The 19,563-nt window shown below is 71.2% G+C and carries 17 protein-coding genes; 1 reads left to right on the forward strand and 16 read right to left on the reverse strand.

Translation table 11 applies throughout. From position 1 onward, the window contains the following. Positions 1–171: 171 nt before the first annotated feature. From nuoN to ACIGG8_RS32215, 16 genes are all read right to left on the reverse strand, one after another. A complete protein-coding gene (gene nuoN / locus ACIGG8_RS32140) occupies positions 172–1,809 on the reverse strand; it encodes an NADH-quinone oxidoreductase subunit NuoN (RefSeq protein WP_396552213.1) in 1,638 nt (545 codons plus the stop codon). Continuing rightward, entirely contained in the window at positions 1,806–3,473 is a 1,668-nt protein-coding gene (locus ACIGG8_RS32145; RefSeq protein WP_396552214.1) for an NADH-quinone oxidoreductase subunit M, read from the reverse strand. Before ACIGG8_RS32145 ends, nuoN begins: the two co-directional genes overlap by 4 nt. A gap of 37 nt (positions 3,474–3,510) precedes the next feature. Next, complete coding sequence (gene nuoL / locus ACIGG8_RS32150; RefSeq protein WP_396552215.1) at positions 3,511–5,406, reverse strand: NADH-quinone oxidoreductase subunit L; 1,896 nt, start codon at positions 5,404–5,406, stop codon at positions 3,511–3,513. Positions 5,407–5,419: 13 nt separating this feature from the next. Beyond that, a complete protein-coding gene (gene nuoK, locus ACIGG8_RS32155) occupies positions 5,420–5,719 on the reverse strand; it encodes an NADH-quinone oxidoreductase subunit NuoK (protein ID WP_030235394.1) in 300 nt (99 codons plus the stop codon). Continuing rightward, positions 5,716–6,636 (reverse strand): NADH-quinone oxidoreductase subunit J, encoded by a 921-nt coding sequence (locus tag ACIGG8_RS32160; protein ID WP_396552253.1) that lies wholly within the window; start codon positions 6,634–6,636, stop codon positions 5,716–5,718. The genes nuoK and ACIGG8_RS32160 overlap by 4 nt, the downstream gene beginning before the upstream one ends. Then, positions 6,636–7,256: an NADH-quinone oxidoreductase subunit NuoI gene (gene nuoI, locus ACIGG8_RS32165; RefSeq protein ID WP_396552216.1), complete on the reverse strand. Its 621-nt coding sequence runs from the start codon at positions 7,254–7,256 to the stop codon at positions 6,636–6,638. The genes ACIGG8_RS32160 and nuoI overlap by 1 nt, the downstream gene beginning before the upstream one ends. A 6-nt stretch (positions 7,257–7,262) precedes the next feature. Next, the gene (nuoH, locus tag ACIGG8_RS32170; protein WP_396552217.1) at positions 7,263–8,591 is read right to left on the reverse strand and encodes an NADH-quinone oxidoreductase subunit NuoH; all 1,329 of its coding nucleotides are present in this window, start codon (positions 8,589–8,591) and stop codon (positions 7,263–7,265) included. Further along, positions 8,588–11,107 carry an NADH-quinone oxidoreductase subunit G gene (locus ACIGG8_RS32175; protein ID WP_396552218.1) on the reverse strand — a complete coding sequence of 840 codons (2,520 nt, stop codon included), beginning with the start codon at positions 11,105–11,107 and terminating at the stop codon, positions 8,588–8,590. Before ACIGG8_RS32175 ends, nuoH begins: the two co-directional genes overlap by 4 nt. Further along, positions 11,104–12,465 (reverse strand): NADH-quinone oxidoreductase subunit NuoF, encoded by a 1,362-nt coding sequence (gene nuoF / locus ACIGG8_RS32180; RefSeq protein WP_350524939.1) that lies wholly within the window; start codon positions 12,463–12,465, stop codon positions 11,104–11,106. The genes ACIGG8_RS32175 and nuoF overlap by 4 nt, the downstream gene beginning before the upstream one ends. Continuing rightward, the gene (gene nuoE, locus ACIGG8_RS32185) at positions 12,465–13,271 is read right to left on the reverse strand and encodes an NADH-quinone oxidoreductase subunit NuoE (protein ID WP_396552254.1); all 807 of its coding nucleotides are present in this window, start codon (positions 13,269–13,271) and stop codon (positions 12,465–12,467) included. Before nuoE ends, nuoF begins: the two co-directional genes overlap by 1 nt. A gap of 17 nt (positions 13,272–13,288) precedes the next feature. Beyond that, positions 13,289–14,641 carry an NADH-quinone oxidoreductase subunit D gene (locus ACIGG8_RS32190; RefSeq protein WP_350524938.1) on the reverse strand — a complete coding sequence of 451 codons (1,353 nt, stop codon included), beginning with the start codon at positions 14,639–14,641 and terminating at the stop codon, positions 13,289–13,291. Beyond that, on the reverse strand, positions 14,641–15,354 hold the full coding sequence (locus tag ACIGG8_RS32195; protein ID WP_350524937.1) for an NADH-quinone oxidoreductase subunit C: 714 nt from the start codon (positions 15,352–15,354) through the stop codon (positions 14,641–14,643). Before ACIGG8_RS32195 ends, ACIGG8_RS32190 begins: the two co-directional genes overlap by 1 nt. Further along, positions 15,351–15,905 (reverse strand): NADH-quinone oxidoreductase subunit B family protein, encoded by a 555-nt coding sequence (locus tag ACIGG8_RS32200; protein WP_350524936.1) that lies wholly within the window; start codon positions 15,903–15,905, stop codon positions 15,351–15,353. The genes ACIGG8_RS32195 and ACIGG8_RS32200 overlap by 4 nt, the downstream gene beginning before the upstream one ends. 136 nt (positions 15,906–16,041) lie before the next feature. After that, positions 16,042–16,401: an NADH-quinone oxidoreductase subunit A gene (locus ACIGG8_RS32205; protein ID WP_030060100.1), complete on the reverse strand. Its 360-nt coding sequence runs from the start codon at positions 16,399–16,401 to the stop codon at positions 16,042–16,044. Between the two features lie 497 nt (positions 16,402–16,898). Then, positions 16,899–17,600: a response regulator gene (locus ACIGG8_RS32210; protein ID WP_396552219.1), complete on the reverse strand. Its 702-nt coding sequence runs from the start codon at positions 17,598–17,600 to the stop codon at positions 16,899–16,901. Positions 17,601–17,703: 103 nt separating this feature from the next. Then, positions 17,704–18,768 carry a sensor histidine kinase gene (locus ACIGG8_RS32215; protein WP_396552220.1) on the reverse strand — a complete coding sequence of 355 codons (1,065 nt, stop codon included), beginning with the start codon at positions 18,766–18,768 and terminating at the stop codon, positions 17,704–17,706. A gap of 187 nt (positions 18,769–18,955) precedes the next feature. Here ACIGG8_RS32215 and ACIGG8_RS32220 point away from each other — a divergent pair, with 187 nt between their 5' ends. Continuing rightward, positions 18,956–19,552 carry a hypothetical protein gene (locus ACIGG8_RS32220; RefSeq protein ID WP_396552221.1) on the forward strand — a complete coding sequence of 199 codons (597 nt, stop codon included), beginning with the start codon at positions 18,956–18,958 and terminating at the stop codon, positions 19,550–19,552. Positions 19,553–19,563: the final 11 nt, after the last annotated feature.

A 19,563-nucleotide genomic window follows, 5' to 3' on the forward strand; every position in this document is an offset into this window, starting at 1 on the left:
GTCAGGGCCGCTGTACGGGCCGTGCGGCGGTGGGGGTGAATTCGGCTGGAAATAAAGGCGGGAGGACCGCCGGAACGCTCCGGCCCGGGGTGCCGACAAACACCCGTCCGGGCCGCGCGAACGGGGCGCGGCCCGGACGGGGCCCTGGACGGGTGCGTTCGCGACGGAAGGTCAGCGCACGAACAGGGACGCCTTCGACGCGAGGTCGAGGAAGTACTGCGGCAGCAGGCCGAGACCCAGCGTGACCAGCACCCCCACCCCGATCGCGGTCGCCGTGAAGGCGCTCGGGATCGCCACCGTGGGCCCGCCCGGCTGCGGGTCCGAGAAGAACATCAGCACGATGACCCTGATGTAGAAGAAGGCGGCCACCGCCGAGCTCAGCACACCGACGATCACCAGCGGAATCGCCCCGCCGCTCGCCGCGGCCTGGAAGACCGCGAACTTCCCGGTGAAGCCGGAGGTCAGCGGGATCCCCGCGAAGGCCAGCAGGAACAGCGCGAAGACCGCAGCGACCAGTGGCGAGCGCCGCCCCAGCCCGGCCCAGCTGGACAGGTGGGTGGCCTCTCCCTTGGAGTCGCGCACCAGGGTGACCACGGCGAACGCGCCGAGCGTCACGAAGGAGTACGCCAGCAGGTAGAACAACACCGAGGAGATGCCCTGCTTGTTGACGGCGATCACGCCGGTCAGGATGAACCCGGCGTGCGCGATCGAGGAGTACGCCAGCAGCCGCTTCACGTCCTGCTGGGTCACCGCCAGCACGGCGCCGACCACCATGGTCAGGATCGCCACGCCCCACATCACCGGCCGCCAGTCCAGCCGCAGGCCCGGGAAGGCCACGTAGAACAGCCGCAGGAAGGCCCCGAAGGCCGCGACCTTGGTGGCGGCCGCCATGAATCCGGTCACCGGGGTCGGCGCGCCCTGGTAGACGTCCGGGGTCCAGGAGTGGAACGGCACCGCGGCCACCTTGAACAGCAGGCCGACCGAGAGCATCGCCAGGCCGGTCAGCACCAGCACGTCGCTCTGGGTGCTGCTGAGCTGGGCGGGGGTGGTCATCGCCTTGCCGGAGATGACGTCGCCGATGTCGCCGAGCTTGACGCTGCCCGCGTAGCCGTACAGCAGGGCCGTGCCGAACAGGAAGAACGCCGAGGCGAAGGCGCCGAGCAGGAAGTACTTGACCGCCGCCTCCTGGGAGAGCAGCCGGCGGCGCCGGGCCAGGGCGCACAGCAGGTACAGCGGGAGGGAGAAGACCTCCAGCGCCACGAACATGGTCAGCAGGTCGTTGGCGGCGGGGAAGAGCAGCATGCCGCCGACCGCGAACATGGTGAGCGGGAAGACCTCGCTGGTGGCGAAGCCCGCCCGGACGGCGGCCCGCTCCTGCTCGCCGCCGGGGGTGGCGGCGGCCTGGGCGGCGAAGGCGTCGGCGGGCAGGCCGCCGGCCTTGGGCTCCAGCTTCCGCTCGGCGTAGGTGAGCACCGCGACCGCCGCCGCCAGCAGGATGACGCCCTGCAGGAACAGCGCCGGGCCGTCCAGCGCGACCGACTCCATGGCCAGCAGGTCGATCCGGGTGAAGCCGTGGCTCTGCACGGCCAGCACCACCACGGCGACGAAGGCACCGACCAGCCCGGTCAGCGCGAGCGTCACCTGCGTCCAGTGCCGGTACCGGCGGGGCACGAAGGCCTCCACCAGGATGCCGGCCACGGCGGCGCCGAACACCACGAGCATCGGGGAGAGTTGGCCGTACTCGATGTGCGGCGCCGGGATGCTGGGGGTGTTGCCGCCGGCGGCGGCGAGCACTGCGGTGGCGCTCACTTCTGCTCACCTCCTGGGGTGGCGGCGACCGGGTGGGCCGGCGCCGGGTCGGTCTCGTGGACCTGCGAGAGCGTGGCGTTCACCGAGGGGTTGACCAGGTCGGTGAGCGGCTTGGGGTAGACGCCGAGCAGGACGGTCAGCGCCACCAGCGGGGCGACCACGGCGAGTTCGCGGACCTTGAGGTCGGGGATCGCGTGCACGCCCTCCTTAACCGGGCCGGTCATGGTGCGCTGGTACAGCAGCAGGGCGTACAGCGCGGCCAGCACGATGCCGAGGGTCGCGACGATCCCGATCGCCGGGTAGCGGGTGAAGGTGCCGACCAGGACCAGGAACTCGCTGACGAACGGGGCGAGGCCGGGCAGCGAGAGGGTCGCCAGGCTGCCGATCAGGAAGGTCCCGGCGAGCACCGGGGCGACCTTCTGCACGCCGCCGTAGTCGGCGATCAGCCGCGAGCCGCGGCGGGAGATCAGGAAGCCGGCCACCAGCATCCACGCGGCGGTGGAGAGGCCGTGGTTGACCATGTAGAGGGTCGCGCCGCTCTGGCCCTGGCTGGTCAGGGCGAAGATGCCCATGATGATGAAGCCGAAGTGGGAGATCGAGGCGTAGGCGACCAGCCGCTTGATGTCCTTCTGGCCGACCGCCAGCAGCGCGCCGTAGACGATCCCGATCAGCGAGAGGACCAGGATCGCCGGGGCGAAGGTCTTCGAGGCGTGCGGGAACAGACCGAGGCAGTAGCGCAGCATCGCGAAGGTGCCGACCTTGTCCACCACCGCGGTGATCAGCACCGCGGTGCCGGCGGTGGCCTCGCCCATCGCGTTCGGCAGCCAGGTGTGCAGCGGCCACAGCGGGGCCTTCACCGCGAAGGCGAAGAAGAAGCCCAGGAACAGCGCCTTCTCGGCGGTGCCGGACAGCTGCAGCCTGCCGTCGGCGATCGCCGAGGTGAGGGTCTGCAGGTCGAAGGTGCCGAAGCCCTGGTCCTGCGCGATCACGTAGAAGCCGATCACGGCGGCCAGCATCACCAGGCCGCCGAGCAGGTTGTAGAGCAGGAACTTCACGGCCGCGTAGGAGCGCTGACGCGCCGACTCGGGGCCGCCGGCCCGGTCCCCGAAGCCGCCGATCAGGAAGTACATCGGGATCAGCATGGCTTCGAAGAACACGTAGAACACGAAGACGTCGGTGGCGTAGAAGGAGACGATCACCATCGCCTCCACCGCCAGGACCAGGGCGAAGAAGCCCTGGGTGCGGCGGCGCCCCTCGATGGTGCCGGGGTCGACGGTGCCGTCGGGCCCGGCCGGGCCGGGCCCCTCCTGCCCGTCGGCGGGCAAGGAGGGCGGGTCGGCGTCGTGCCAGGAGGCGAGCATCACCATCGGCACCAGGACGGCGGTGAGCAGGGCGAGGACGGCGCCGATGCCGTCCACGCCGAGCGAGAAGGTGATCCCGAAGGAGCGGATCCAGCTGTACGACTCGGTCAGCTGGTAGCGGTCGCCGTGCGGGTCGAACTGCGTCGCCACCACGGCGGCCAGCGCCAGGGTGACGGCGGAGACGCCCAGGGCGACGGCCTTGGTGGTCCGGCGCCTGGCCCCGGTCGACCCGGCGGGCAGGGCGGCGGTCAGCACCGCGCCGACCGCCGGGACGGCACAGGTGGTGCTCAGGAGGGCACTCATGCCCCCACCTCCCGACGGGAATCAGGACGACGAGTCATCAGACGGACCTCATCAGGAGAGTCGTGGCGACCAGCACCAGCGTGCCGCCGAACATGGAGAGCGCGTACGAGCGGACGAAGCCGTTCTGGATCCGCCGCAGCCGGCCGGACAGGCCCCCGATCACGGCGGCGAGGCCGTTGACGAAGCCGTCCAGACCGCGGCTGTCGAAGAAGACCAGGGTCGCGGTCAGCGCCGAGCCGGGCCGCACCAGCACCGCGTGGTTGAAGTCGTCCTGCAGCAGGTCGCGGCGGGCGGCCCGGGTGAGCGGGGAGCCGACCGGCGGGACCACCGGGACGGGCGAGCGCCCGTACATCAGGTACGCGAGGCCGACGCCGGCCAGCATGCAGACCGTGGTCAGCGCGGTGACGACCGTCGCGGTGAGCGGCGAGTCGCCCTCGCTGTACCCGGTGACCGGTTCCAGCCACTTCAGGAAGGACTCGTTGTAGGCGAACAGCCCGCCCGCGAAGACCGAGCCGAAGGCCAGCAGGACCATCGGGAGCGTCATGATCTTCGGCGACTCGTGCGGGTGCGGGGCGTTGCCCTCGGCGTCGGACTTCCAGCGCTTCTCGCCGAAGAAGGTCAGCAGCATCACCCGCGTCATGTAGAACGCGGTGACGGCGGCGCCGACCAGTGCGCACAGGCCGAGGATCCAGCCCTCGGTGCCGCCCTTGGCGAAGGCCGCCTCGATGATCTTGTCCTTGGAGAAGAAGCCGGACAGGCCCGGGAAGCCGATGATCGCCAGGTAGCCGAGGCCGAAGGTGGCGAAGGTGACCGGCATGTACTTCCGCAGGCCGCCGTAGTGACGCATGTTCACCTCGTCGTCCATGCCGTGCATGACCGACCCGGCGCCGAGGAACAGTCCGGCCTTGAAGAAGCCGTGGGTCACCAGGTGCATGATCGCGAAGACGTAGCCGATCGGGCCGAGCCCGGCCGCCAGCACCATGTAGCCGATCTGCGACATGGTCGAGCCGGCCAACGCCTTCTTGATGTCGTCCTTGGCGCAACCGACGATCGCACCGAACAGCAGCGTGACCGTGCCGACCACCACCACGGCGGTCTGGGCGTCCGGCGCCAGGTCGAAGATCGCCGAGGAGCGGGTGATCAGGTAGACGCCGGCGGTCACCATGGTGGCCGCGTGGATCAGCGCCGAGACCGGGGTCGGACCCTCCATGGCGTCCCCGAGCCAGGACTGCAGCGGCACCTGGGCCGACTTGCCGCAGGCCGCCAGCAGCAGCATCAGGCCGATCGCCGTCAGCTTGCCCTCGCTCGCCCCGGGGGCGCCGGCGAAGACCGGGCCGAAGGCGAAGGAGCCGAACTCGGCGAACATCAGCATGATCGCGATGGACAGGCCCATGTCGCCGACCCGGTTGACGATGAAGGCCTTCTTCGCCGCCGTCGCCGCGCTCGGCTTGTGCTGCCAGAAGCCGATCAGCAGGTACGAGGCCAGGCCCACGCCCTCCCAACCGAAGTACAGCAGCAGGTAGTTGTCGGCGAGCACCAGCAGCAGCATGGCCGCCAGGAAGAGGTTCAGGTACGCGAAGAAGCGGCGACGTCGCTCGTCGTGCGCCATGTAGCCGACCGAGTAGACGTGGATCAGCGTGCCGACGCCGGTGATCAGCAGGACGAAGGTCATCGACAGCTGGTCGAGCCGGAAGGCCATGTCGGCCCGGAAGCCGTCCACCTGGATCCAGGTGAACAGGTACTTGGTGAGCGTGCGGTGCTCGGCGTCGCGGCCGAGCATGTCCGAGAGGAGCGCCAGGCCGAGGCCGAACGGGAGCGCGGCGAGCGCGGTGGCCAGCCAGTGGCCGAAGCGGTCCAGCGCCCGGCCGCCGAGCAGCAGCAGGACGGCACCGGCCAGTGGAGCCGCCACCAGCAGCGGAATGAGAGAGTTCACCGAGGCCCTCCGCCTACAGCTTCATCAGGTTGCTGTCGTCGACCGAAGCGGAGTGCCTGGTCCGGAAGATGGAGACGATGATGGCGAGGCCGACCACGACCTCGGCAGCCGCGACCACCATCGTGAAGAACGCGATGATCTGACCGTCCAGGGTCCCGTGCATCCGGGAGAAGGTCACCAGCGCCAGGTTCGAGGCGTTCAGCATCAGCTCCACGCACATGAACAGCACGATCGCGTTGCGCCGGATCAGCACCCCGGACGCGCCGATGGTGAACAACAGGGCCGACAAGTAGAGGTAGTTGACCGGATTCACCGCGCTCCCTCCTCGTCCGCCCCGGTGGCGTTGTTGCCGTTGTTGGCGTTGTTGGCGTTGTTGGCGTTCGCCGGCTCCAGGGACTTGCGCGGACCGGACACCGCCGGCCGCTCGGAGGACGGACGGCCCAGCCAGTCCGCCGTGCTGTTCTCCAGCTCCGCCATCCGCTGCAGCATCGCCTGGCTGACGTCCCGGATCTGGCCGCGCTCGCGCAGCGTCGCCATCACCGAGTCCTCGGCCACCGTGCCGTCCGGCAGCAGACCCGGCACGTCCACCGCGTTGTGCCGCGCGTACACGCCCGGCGCCGGCATCGGCGGCACCTGGATGTTGTCCTTGATCCGCTGCGCCGCCAGCTCGCGCTGGGTCTTCGGCGCCTTCACGTGCTCGCGGTGGGTCAGCACCATCGCGCCGATCGCCGCGGTGATCAGCAGCGCACCGGTGACCTCGAAGGCCCACACGTAGCGGGTGAAGATCAGCCGGGCCAGGCCCGGCACGTTGCCCTCGGCGTTCGCCTCGGACAGCCCGGTGAAGTGGTCCAGCTTCGCGTTGGCGATCCCGGCGATCAGCAGCACGCCGAAGCCCAGCCCGCACAGCACCGCCGCGAACCGCTGGCCCTTCAGCTGCTCCTTCAGGGAGTCCTCGCTGGTGACGCCGACCAGCATCACCACGAACAGGAACAGCATCATGATCGCGCCGGTGTAGACCACGATCTGCACCACGCCCAGGAACACCGCCCCCTGGGCCATGTAACAGACCGCCAGCGCCATCATGGTGGCCGCCAGGCACAGCGCGCTGTGCACGGCCTTGCGCATCAGCAGCATGCCGAGCGCGCCGCCGACCGCGACCACCGCGAGCACCCAGAACTGGACGGCCTCGCCGGTGGAGGTCGTCCCGGTGGCGGCTGCGAGTTGTCCGATCACTGCTGCGCCTCCTTCTCCCGGTCGGTGCGCTCCTGCTGCACCGTGCCCGGCGCGGCCGCGGTGATCTCGCCCCGGTAGTACGCGCCCTCGTCGGCGCCCGGGAAGATCGCGTGCGGGGTGTCGACCATGCCCTCGGACAGGCCCACCAGCAGCTGCTCCTTGGTGAAGATCAGGTCCCGCCGCGAGGAGTCGGCCAGCTCGTACTCGTTGGTCATGGTGAGCGCGCGGGTCGGGCAGGCCTCGATGCACAGCCCGCACAGGATGCAGCGGGCGTAGTTGATCTGGTACACCGCGCCGTAGCGCTCGCCGGGCGAGTAGCGCTCCTCGTCCCGGTTGTCCGCGCCCTCCACGTAGATCGCGTCGGCCGGGCACGCCCACGCGCACAGCTCGCAGCCGACGCACTTCTCCAGGCCGTCCGGGTGCCGGTTCAGCTGGTGGCGGCCGTGGAAGCGCGGAGCGGTGGGCTTCTTCTGCTCCGGGTACTGCTCGGTGAGCCGCTTCTTGAACATGGCCTTGAAGGTCACGCCGAAGCCGGCGGCCGGGCCGAGGATCGACGGCCGGTCGGCCCGTTCGGGCCGGTCCGTACGGTCGGAAGGACCGGACTGGTCGGACGACATCTCGGTTCAGCTCCCTTCGGAATGGTCGGCGCCGTTGAGGGCGTCCTGGAGTTGCTTCGGGGCGCGGCTGCGCCTGCGCGGCACCGGCGGAAGCTCCTGGCCGGGCAGCGGCGGGACCGGGTAGCCGCCCGCCATCGGGTCGAACTGCCCCTCCGGGGGCGTCTCCTCGGCCTCCGGCTGCTTCCGCAGGAAGTCCCGCAGCAGCGCCAGCAGCAGCACCGCCCCGACCGGGGCGCCCACGTACAGCACCACCTCGCCGAAGTCGTAGCCCTCGTTGCGCAGGGCCCGCACGCTAGCGATCAGCACCAGCCACACCAGCGAGACCGGGATCAGCACCTTCCAGCCCAGCTTCATGAACTGGTCGTAGCGGAACCGGGGCAGCGTGCCGCGCAGCCAGATGAAGAAGAACAGCAGCAGCTGGATCTTCAGCGTGATCCACAGCATCGGCCACCAGCCGTGGTTGGCGCCCTCCCAGAAGGTCGACACCGGCCAGGGGGCCCGCCAGCCGCCCAGGAAGAGCGTCGAGGCGACCGCCGAGACCGTCACCATGTTCACGTACTCGGCCAGCATGAACATCGCGAACTTCAGCGAGGAGTACTCGGTGTTGAAGCCGCCGACCAGCTCGCCCTCGGCCTCCGGGAGGTCGAACGGCGCCCGGTTGGTCTCCCCGACCATCGCGATGACGTAGACGATGAAGGACACCGGCAGCAGCGCCGCGAACCACGTCGGCTGCTGGTGCGCCACGATCTCCGAGGTCGACATCGAACCCGAGTAGATGAACACCGCCGCGAAGGACAGGCCCATCGCGATCTCGTAGCTGATCATCTGCGCGGACGAGCGCAGCCCGCCCAGCAGCGGGTACGTCGAACCGGAGGACCAGCCGGCCAGCACGATGCCGTAGATGCCCACCGAGGCCGTCGCCAGGATGTACAGCAGCGCCACCGGGAAGTCGGTCAGCTGCAGCGGCGTCCGGGTGCCGAAGATCGACACCTCGTCGCCGGCCGGACCGAACGGGATCACCGCGAAGGCCATGAAGGCCGGGATGGCACAGACGATCGGGGCCAGGATGTAGACCACCTTGTCCGAGCCCTTGACCACCAGGTCTTCCTTCAGCGCCAGCTTCACGCCGTCCGCCAGCGACTGCAGCAGGCCCCACGGCCCGTGCCGGTTCGGCCCGATGCGCAGCTGCATCCAGGCCACCACCTTGCGCTCCCAGACGATCGCGACCAGCACCGTCAGGACCAGGAAGGCGAAGCAGAACACCGCCTTCAGCAGGACCAGCCACCACGGGTCCTGACCGAAGAAGTGGAGCGTCTCGTACGGCTGCGGAGTCATCGGTCCTCCCCTTCGCCCGCGGTCGTGTCGGCCGGGGCCTGCGCCGCCGGCTCGGGCCCGGCCTCGGCCGCCGCGATCGTGACCAGGTGGCCGACGGTGGTGCCGAGCGCGCGGTGGGCGCCGCCCGGCGTGGAGCCGAGCGGGATCCAGACCGTGCGGTCCGGGATCGAGTCGGTGACCTCCAGCGGCAGGGTCAGCGAGCCGGCCGGGCCGGTCAGCCGCAGCCCCGCGGCCGCCTCGGCGCCGATCTCCTTCGCCGTCTCGGCGGAGATCCGGGCCACCGCCCGGTGCCGGGTGCCCGCCAGGTGCGGATCGCCCTGCTGCAGCACGCCCTCGTCCAGCAGCTGGCGCCAACCCGCCAGCACCGCCTGGCCGGTGGCCGGCCGGGGCAGCAGGCCCGGGTGCGCCGCGGGATCGGCCGCGCGGTCGCCCTCCCAGGGGGTGAAGGCGTCCAGCTCCAGCCGCGCCGCCCGGACGTCGGGCAGGCCCAGCCGGTGGCCCAGCGCGTCCGCCAGCATGCTCAGCACCCGCAGGTCCGACTGCAGGTGACGGCCCATCTGCTGGTCCGGCTTGAGCGCCGCCTCGAACATCCGCACCCGGCCCTCCCAGTCCAGGAAGGTGCCGGCCTTCTCCGCCACCGCCGCCACCGGCAGCACCACGTCCGCGCGCGCCGTCACCGCGGAGGGCCGCAGCTCCAGCGACACCACGAACGGGACCGCCGCCAGCGCCTCGTCGGCCAGCGCCGGGTCCGACAGGTCGTCCGGGTCCACCCCGCCGACCAGCAGCGCCTCCAACTCGCCCTGCGCGGCCGCCGCCAGGATCTGGTCGGTGGACCGGCCCGGCTTGGAGGGCAGCTCCGCCACCCCCCACGCCTCGGCCGCCTCGGCCCGCGCCGCCGGCGCGGCCACCGGACGGCCACCGGGCAGCAGGCCCGGCAGCGCGCCGGCCTCCACGGCCCCGCGCTCACCCGCCCGGCGCGGCACCCACGCCAGCCGCGCGCCGGTCGCGTGCGCCAGCCGCAGCACCGCCGTCAACGCACCCGGCACGGCGGCCAGCCGCTCGCCCGCCAGGATCACCGCACCCGGGGCGCGCAGCAGCTCCGCCGCCCGGCCCGCCTCGTCGTTCAGCGGCTCGTCCGCCGCCAGCGCCGCGAACCACTCCGGCTCGGTGCCCGGCGCGGCCGGCAGCAGCGCGCCGCGCAGCTTGGCCAGACCCCGGGAGCCGAACGCGGCCACCGAGAACACCTTCTGGCCGCGGCCGCGGACCGCCTTGCGCAGCCGCAGGAAGACGATCGGCGACTCCTCCTCCGGCTCGAAGCCCGCCAGCAGCACCGCCGGTGCCTGCTCCAGCAGCTCGTACGTCACGCCCGAGCCGTCCACGTCCACCCCGCGCCCGGCGACCGCCGCGGCCAGGAAGTCCGCCTCCTCGCCGCTGTGCGGGCGGGCCCGGAAGTCCACGTCGTTGGTGCCCAGCACCACCCGCGCGAACTTGGCGTACGCGTAGGCGTCCTCGACCGTCACCCGGCCGCCGGCCAGCACGCCGGTCCGGGCGCCGCGCAGGCCCTCGGCGGCGCGCGCCAGCGCCTCCGGCCAGGAGACCGGCACCAGTTCGCCGTCCACCCGCACCATCGGGGTGGTCAGCCGGTCCCGCTGCTGGGCGTAGCGGAAGGCGAAGCGGCCCTTGTCGCAGTTCCACTCCTCGTTCACCGCCGGGTCCTCGCCCGCCAGCCGCCGCAGCACCTTGCCGCGCCGGTGGTCCGTGCGCTGCGCGCAGCCCGCCGAGCAGTGCTCGCACACGCTCGGCGAGGAGACCAGGTCGAAGGGGCGCGAGCGGAACCGGTAGGCCGCCGAGGTCAGCGCACCCACCGGGCAGATCTGGATGGTGTTCCCGGAGAAGTACGACTCGAAGTCGTCCCCCTCGCCGGTGCCGACCTGCTGCAGCGCCCCGCGCTCCACCAGGTCGATGAACGGGTCCCCGGCGATCTGCTGCGAGAAGCGGGTGCAGCGCGCGCACAGCACGCAGCGTTCGCGGTCCAGCAGCACCTGGCTGCTGATCGGCACCGGCTTCTCGTAGGTGCGCTTCATGCCCTCGAAGCGGGAGTCCGCGGCGCCGTTGCTCATCGCCTGGTTCTGCAGCGGGCACTCGCCGCCCTTGTCGCAGACCGGGCAGTCCAGCGGGTGGTTGATCAGCAGCAGCTCCATCACGCCGCGCTGCGCCTTCTCGGCCACCGGCGAGCTGAGCTGGGTGCGCACCACCATGCCCTCGGCCACCGGGATGGTGCAGGAGGCGACCGGCTTGCGCTGGCCCTCGACCTCGACGATGCACTGGCGGCAGGCGCCGGCCGGGTCGAGCAGCGGGTGGTCGCAGAAGCGCGGGATCTGGGTGCCCACGGCCTCGGCCGCGCGGATCACCAGCGTCCCCTTGGGGACCTGCACTTCGACGCCGTCGATGGTGAGCGTGACCAGTTCGACCGCGGGCTTGTCTCCCGTGGAGGCGGTTGGCTCTGTGATCGTCACGCGTGCACCTCCCTTTCGGTGGCGGACTGGTGGCCGGGGCGGGGGCCGTCGGCCCAGACGGTGGAGGCGGCCGGGTCGAACGGGCAGCGGCGCTCGGCCAGGTGCTGCTCGTACTCGGCCCGGAAGTGCTGGAGCGAGGAGACGATCGGGCTGGCCGCGCCGTCGCCCAGCGCGCAGAAGGACTTGCCGTTGATGTTGTCGGCGATGTCGAGGAGCTTCTCCAGGTCCCCCTCGACGCCCTCGCCCGCCTCGATCCGCTTGAGCAACTGGACCAGCCAGTAGGTGCCCTCGCGGCAGGGGGTGCACTTGCCGCAGGACTCGTGGGCGTAGAACTCCGTCCAGCGGGTCACCGCCCGCACCACGCAGGTGGTCTCGTCGAAGACCTGCAGCGCCTTGGTGCCGAGCATCGAGCCGGCCGCGCCGACGCCCTCGTAGTCCAGCGGGACGTCGAGGTGCTCGTCGGTGAACATCGGGGTGGAGGAGCCGCCCGGGGTCCAGAACTTCAGCCGGTGCCCGGCGCGGACGCCGCCGCTGAGGTCGAGCAGCTGGCGCAGCGTGATGCCCAGCGGGGCCTCGTACTGGCCGGGGTTGGTGACGTGGCCGGAGAGCGAGTAGAGCGTGAAGCCGGGGGACTTCTCGGTGCCCAGGCCCCTGAACCACTCCTTGCCGCGGGCCAGGATCGGCGGCACCGAGGCGATCGACTCGACGTTGTTGACCACCGTCGGGCAGGCGTAGAGGCCGGCGATCGCCGGGAACGGGGGCCGCAGCCGGGGCTGGCCGCGGCGGCCCTCCAGCGAGTCCAGCAGTGCCGTCTCCTCGCCGCAGATGTACGCGCCGGCACCGGCGTGCACGGTGATGTCCAGGTCGGTGCCGGAGCCGAGGATGTTCCGGCCGAGCAGGCCCGCCCGGTACGCCTCGGCGACGGCCTCGTGCAGCCGGCGCAGCACCGGGACGACCTCGCCGCGCAGGTAGATGAAGGCGTGGTCGCAGCGGATCGCGTAGGAGGCGATGATCATTCCCTCGATGAGGGAGTGCGGGTTGGCGAACAGCAGCGGGATGTCCTTGCAGGTGCCCGGCTCGGACTCGTCCGCGTTGACCACCAGGTAGTGCGGCTTGCCGTCGTTCTGCGGGATGAACTGCCACTTCATGCCGGTGGGGAAGCCAGCGCCGCCGCGGCCGCGCAGGCCGGCGTCCTTGACCAGGGCGATCACGTCGTCCGGGGGCATGGCGAGGGCCGCCTTGAGGCCCTCGTAGCCGTGGTGGCGGCGGTAGGTGTCCAGCGTCCAGGGGCGGCTGTCGTCCCAGGAGTCGGACAGGACGGGGGTGAGCAGCTTCTCGGCCGGCTCGGCGGAGGTCATCACGCCTCGCTCCCTTCCTGGCCGGTGTCCTCGGTGCGGGGCGACTCCGTGGTGGCGGACTCGTTGCGGGGTGGCTCCGTGGCGGACCCGGTCCGGGGTGGCTCGTTGCGGGGGGAGACGACCCTGGCGCCGGGGGTGCCGGGCAGGGCCTCCCCGCGGGCCAGCCGGAGTCCGGCCAGGGAGGGCGCGCCGCCGGCTCCGGACTCGTCGTTGGCGCCCGGGCGCTCGTCCGGGAAGCCGGCCAGGATCCGGGCGGTCTCCTTGAAGCCGCACAGCCGGGCACCGCGGGTGGGCCTGACCTCGCGGCCGGCCCGGAGGTCGTCGACCAGCTGCCGGGCGCTCTCCGGGGTCTGGTTGTCGAAGAACTCCCAGTTGACCATCACCACGGGCGCGTAGTCGCAGGCCGCGTTGCACTCGATGTGCTCGATCGAGACCTCGCCGTCCTCGGTGGTCTCGTTGTTGCGGATGCCCAGGTGTTCCTGCAGCTCGTCGAAGATCTGGTCACCGCCGAGCACCGCGCACAGGGTGTTGGTGCAGACCCCGACGTGGTACTTCCCGGCCGGGCGGCGCCGGTACATGGTGTAGAAGGTCGCGACGGCGGTGACCTCCGCGGTGGTGAGGTCCAGCTGCTCGGCGCAGAACCGGATGCCGGTCGGGCTGACGAAGCCCTCCTCGGCCTGCACCAGGTGCAGCAGCGGCAGCAGCGCCGAGCGGGGCTGCGGGTAGCGGGCGATCAGTTCGGCGGCATCGGAGGCCAGCCGGGCACGCACCTCCTCGGGGTACGGTGCGGCCGGCAGCGCCGGCAGTCCGAGTTCGACGTTGGTCACCGGTCCACGCCTCCCATCACCGGGTCGATCCCGGCCACCGCGACGATCACGTCGGCCACCTGGCCGCCCTCGCACATCGCCGCCATCGTCTGCAGATTGGTGAACGACGGGTCCCGGAAGTGGACCCGGTACGGGCGCGTCCCGCCGTCGCTGACCACGTGCACGCCCAGCTCGCCCTTGGGCGACTCGACCGCCGCGTACGCCTGGCCGACCGGGACCCGGAAGCCCTCGGTGACCAGCTTGAAGTGGTGGATCAGGGCCTCCATCGAGGTGCCCATGATCTTGCGGATGTGGTCGAGGGAGTTGCCCATCCCGTCCGGCCCGACCGCCAGTTGGGCGGGCCAGGCGATCTTCTTGTCGGCCACCATGACCGGGCCCGGGCGCAGCCGGTCCAGGCACTGCTCGACGATCCGCAGCGACTGTTTCATCTCCTCCAGCCGGATCAGGAAGCGGCCGTAGGAGTCGGCGCTGTCCGCGATCGCGACCTCGAAGTCGTAGTCCTCGTAACCGCAGTACGGGTCGGTCTTGCGCAGGTCGTGCGGCAGGCCGGTGGCGCGCAGGATCGGGCCGGTGGCGCCGAGGGCGAGGCAGCCGGGCAGGTCCAGGAAGCCGACGTCGACCAGGCGGGCCTTGAACACCGGGTTGCCGGTGGCCAGCTTGTCGTACTCGTGCATCCGGGAGCGGAAGACCTTGACCGCCTCGCGGATCTGGTCGACGGCACCGGGCGGCAGGTCCTGGGCGAGGCCGCCGGGGCGCACGTACGCGTGGTTCATGCGCAGGCCGGTGACCAGCTCGAAGACGTCCAGGATCAGCTCGCGGTCCCGGAAGCCGTAGATCATCAGGGTGGTGGAGCCGATCTCCATGCCGCCGGTGGCCAGGCAGACCAGGTGCGAGGCGATCCGGTTGAGCTCCATCATCATCACGCGGATGACGTTGGCCCGGTCCGGGACGTCGTCGGTGATGCCGAGCAGCTTCTCGACCGCCAGGCAGTAGGCGGTCTCGTTGAACAGCGGGGTCAGGTAGTCCATGCGGGTCACGAAGGTGGTGCCCTGGACCCAGCTGCGGAACTCCATGTTCTTCTCGATGCCGGTGTGGAGGTAGCCGATGCCGCAGCGGGCCTCCTTCACCGTCTCTCCGTCGATCTCCAGGATCAGCCGGAGCACGCCGTGGGTCGACGGGTGCTGGGGGCCCATGTTGACGATGATGCGCTCGTCGTCGGCCCGGCCGACCGCCTCGACCACCTCGCCCCAGTCGCCGCCGGTGACGGTGAAGACCCGGCCCTCGGTGGTCTCTCGGGCGTCCGCCTCCGCGGCTTCGCCGCGGGCCTCTTCGTGGTGCTGAGTGTCCATCAGCTGTACGACCTCCGCTGGTCGGGAGCCGGGATCTGGGCGCCCTTGTACTCGACGGGGATGCCGCCGAGCGGGTAGTCCTTGCGCTGCGGGTGGCCCAGCCAGTCGTCCGGCATCATGATCCGGGTGAGCGCCGGGTGGCCGTCGAAGACCAGGCCGAAGAAGTCGTAGGCCTCGCGCTCGTGCCAGTCGTTGGTCGGGTAGACGCTCACCACGGAGGGGATGCGCGGATCGGCGTCCGGCGCGGTGACCTCCAGCCGGATCAGCCGGCCGTGGGTGATCGAGCGCAGGTGGTAGACCGCGTGCAGCTCGCGCCCCTTGTCTCCGGGGTAGTGGACTCCGCTCACCCCCAGGCACAGCTCGAAGCGCAGCGCCGGGTCGTCGCGCAGTAGGCGGACGGTCCTCAGCAGGTGCTCGCGGTCGACCTGGAAGGTGAGTTCGCCGCGGTCGACCACGGTCTTCTCGATCACCTCGGCCGGGTCCAGACCCTGCTCCTCCAGGGCGCCCTCCAACTCGTCGGCGACCTCGTCGAACCAGCCGCCGTACGGGCGTTCGCTCGGACCGGGCAGCACGATCGGGGCCGCCAGACCGCCGAACCCGGAGGTGTCGCCGCTGCCCTTCGCGCCGAACATGCCCTGGCGGCGGCCGACCACCTCGACCGGGATCTCGCGGACCGGCTGCTCGCGGCGGGTCTCGGGTACCTGCTCGTTCATCGCAGCTCCCCCCGCATCTCGCTGATCGGGGTGGCCTGCAGGGCGAGCGCCTCGCCGAGTTCCTCGGCCCTGCGACGGTTCACGCCCAGCGGCTCGTGCTGGATCTTGTCGTGCAGCTTCAGGATCGCGTCCATCAGCATCTCCGGACGGGGCGGACACCCGGGCAGGTAGATGTCCACCGGGACGATGTGGTCGACGCCCTGCACGATCGCGTAGTTGTTGAACATCCCGCCGGAGGAGGCGCAGACGCCCATCGAGATCACCCACTTGGGGTTGGGCATCTGGTCGTACACCTGGCGCAGCACCGGTGCCATCTTCTGGCTCACCCGGCCCGCCACGATCATCAGATCGGCCTGCCGGGGGGAGCCCCGGAAGACCTCCATGCCGAACCGGGCCAGGTCGTAGCGGCCGGCCCCGGTGGTCATCATCTCGATCGCGCAGCAGGCCAGACCGAAGGTGGCCGGGAAGAGTGACGCCTTGCGCACCCAGCCGGCGGCCGTCTCCACGGTCGTGAGCAGAAAGCCGCTCGGCAGCTTCTCCTCGATTCCCATCAGATCCCTCTCAATGCCCTCAAGTCCTCTGGTACGTCCGGCCCGTTCGGGCTTGTCCGCTCGTTCACAAGGGCGGCGGCCACCCCGCGCTCAGTCCGCTCAGCCCCGCTCCGGGAGTCGGTCGGCCCCGCCGGACTCAGTCCCACTCCAGGCCGCCGCGGCGCCAGACGTAGGCGTACGCGACGAAGACGGTGGCGATGAAGAGCAGCATCTCGACCAAACCGAAGATCCCCAGGGCGTCGAAGGTCACCGCCCAGGGGTAGAGGAAGACGATCTCGATGTCGAAGACGATGAAGAGCATCGCCGTCAGGTAGTACTTGATCGGGAACCGACCGCCGCCCACGGGCTGCGGGGTCGGCTCGATGCCGCACTCGTACGCCTCCAACTTGGCCCGGTTGTAGCGCTTGGGGCCGGTGAGTGAGGCCATCACGACGGAGCCGACCGCGAACGCCGCCGCGATGGCACCGAGTACGAGGATCGGCGCGTAGGCATTCATAGCCCCCGCTCCCTCCGTCCAGTCGTCCTTGACTGCAGATCGGAACCGGCGGGTCACGCTCAGGTGAACCCGCCTTCCGGTTCCCGGGATCCACCTCATGTGAGGCAGTTCACAAAGCCTGGAACGAGCGCATCCTATGCCCGTCGGCTTGTGATCTGCGACACGCAGTTCACCGCGATCTTTGTGATCTACGACACCATGTGAATGGTGGCGAATGTGAACATGCCCAGATTTATCAACGCAAAGGAGCCAAATGATCACAACCAGTCGCATTTACTTGTGAAGCGGCTGGTCAGGGGCGCGCTCCTATATCAACTATGCGTCGAGCCAGGCAAATTTCCGGGCGTCATGTTGACGTGTTATTGCAGCTCACTCGCAGGGGTGGCGGGGGCCCGAACGCTCGCTTGACCCTTCGTTCACAAGCGCGCGAGGTCGGCGTCGGACGGGGTTTTCTCTGCTCTGGCACGCGTGCTCGCGGGCACGCCGGAGGGGCCCGGTTACCGGTTGCCGGCTGCCTGCTCCCACACCCAGGCCGCGATGCCCACCCGATTACGGGCACCGAGCTTGCGCTGGATGCTGGCGAGGTGGTTCTTCACCGTTCCCGGTGAGATGAACAGCCCCGCGCCGATCTCGGCGTTGGTCGCCCCGTCCGCCACCTGCTCGGCGATCTCCCTCTCCCGCGCGGTCAGTTCCTCCGTCGGTACGGCTGTCAGCGACCCCGCCGCTGCCGCGCCCGCGCCCGCGCCCGACCCAGCCTTCGGCTCCGTCCCGGGAAGCGCCATGTGCCGCAGGAGCCGAACGGTGACCTGCGGGCTGATCAGCGAGTCCCCGGCCACCGCCGCCCGGATCGCCTCGATCAGCAGCACCGGCCCCGAGCGCTTCAACAGGAACCCCGCCGCACCGTGCCGCAGCGCCGTGTGCACGTATTCGTCCAGGTCGAAGGTGGTCACCACGATCACCTTGCACTGGCCGGACAGTTGCCGGGTGACCTCCAGGCCGTCGAGCTTCGGCATCCGGATGTCCGCTAGCACCACGTCCGGCCGCAGCCTCCTCGCCTCTGCCACCGCCGCGGCACCGTCCGCCGCCTCGGCCACCACCGTCATGTCCGGCTGCGCGTCCAGGATCATCCGGAACGCACTGCGGACGTCCGCCTGGTCGTCCGCGATCAGGATCCGGACCGACCCCGTGCCGCTGCCCATCCCTGTACCTCCCCCGTGCCGACCCGTGTCGGCCTCTGTGATCGTTCCGACCCGGACCGCGGTGGCCCGGGCCGGTGCTGTCCAGGCTGCCCCTACGGCCGGGTCACTGCCGCCCGACGGCGACCGCCTCCAGCGGCAGCACCGCCGTCACCCGCCAGCCTTCCCGCTCGTACGGACCGGCTTCCAGCGAGCCGCCGAGTGCCTCCACCCGGGCCGCGAGCCCCGGGAGCCCGCTCCCGCCGCCCCGGCGCGGACGCCCGCCGGGGGCCGGCACCCCGCCGTCGTTGGTCACGGTCAACTCCAGCCGCCCGCCGCTGCAACGGGCCCGGACCTCGACCGTCTGCGCTGCCGGGGCGTGCCGACGGACGTTGGTCAGGGACTCGACCGCGATCCGGTGGACGGTGCCCTCCACCTCGCGCGGCACCGGCCCCTCCGGCAGCTCCAACCGGACTTCGGCACCACCCGCGGCGGTGAACTGCTCGGCCACCTGGACGAGTTCGGCGAGTCCGGGCTGCGGACTGCGGCCGCCCGCCTCCTCGCTGCGCAGCAGCTGTACGGTCCGGTCCAGCGAGGCCAGGGCCCGCTGCCCGGCCTGCTCTATCCGCTCGAACAGCTCGGCGGACCGCGCCGGGTCGACGGAGGCCAGGTACGCCCCGGCCTGGGCCTGGGCCACCATGCCGCTGACGTCGTGCGCCACGAAGTCGTGCAGGTCGTGGGCCAGTTCGAGGCGCTGGGCACGCCTGGCCTCGGCCACCGCGCGGGCCCGGCCGTCGTCCAGACCCCGCAGGTAGAGCCCGATCAGCACGGTCGGCAGGGACAGCATCGATCCGAACCCGAAGAGCGTCAGCGCGTCGACGGGCCCGTCGAACCGGGACGGCCAGAGCGCGACCGCCCCGCACGCCGTCCAGGCCGCCGCCGCGACCCGGGGGCCGTCCCCGGCGCGCAGGCTGAGGACCACCGCCAGCAGCAGGGCCGCCAGTTCGACGAGACCGACCAGCCCGGTCCAGCGGTCCGCCTCCGTCCAGGGGCCGGCGAACCGGACGGCGACCGAGACCCCCGCCGACACCGCGCCGAGCACGGTCGTCACGGCGGCCGGCCCGCGGCGCCCGCGGACCGTCCAGGCCGGCAGCAGCAGGGCCGGGACAACCAGCGACAGGATCTGAGTCATCGTCACCGCCTCTCTTCGACTGCTGTCACATTACGACGCGGTTCGGGCGGTCCGCCTGTGCCGATCGGCATATTTCGCAAGCCGGTTGAGCAGCAGGGACAGCCCGATCGGCACTGCCGCGAACCCCTCGCGGACCTCCAGTCTTGAGTCATCGCACCGGCCGAGGGGCCGGACCGGAAGGGAGTCCATGATGTCCAGGCTCATGATCAACGCCCGCACCACCGCCCACCGCCCCCCCGCGGTCGGCACGGCTGGTGGGGCCGCCCCGGACGTCCCGCCCGCAGCGCGCTGGGCCGAGCTCGCCGCCAAGGCCGCGGCCCTGAGCACCGTCCCCTCGGGGGTGTGGCGGATCGCCTTCGGCTTCGGCGTCCCGGTCGGCTTCACCGGCGCCACGGCCGCGGCCTACAACGAGCACCAGCCGGGGTGGGGCGCCGTCTACTGCGTGGTGCTGAGCGCCCTGACGGAGGCGCTGGCCTTCCTGACCCTCGGCCTGGTCCGGCCCTGGGGGCGGGTGGTTCCGCGGTGGATCCCGCTGATCGGCGGCCGCCGCGTCCGCCCGCTCGCCGCGATCGTCCCGGCGCTGCTGGGCTCGGCGATACTCACCGTCCTCGGGATGGAAGGGCTGTTCGGCCGCTGGGCCGCGAACCTGGCCGAGCCGGATTCGCCGCGCGGCCTCGCCGCGCTGGTGATGACCGCCGCCTACGCACCCCTGGTGCTCTGGGGCCCGCTGCTGGGCGCGGTCACCGTCGACTACGCCCGGCGGACGCTGTGGCGGCGCCGGTGACCACGACGACG

The organism is Kitasatospora sp. NPDC085464 (assembly GCF_044541955.1).
In the GTDB taxonomy this organism is placed as follows: domain Bacteria; phylum Actinomycetota; class Actinomycetes; order Streptomycetales; family Streptomycetaceae; genus Kitasatospora.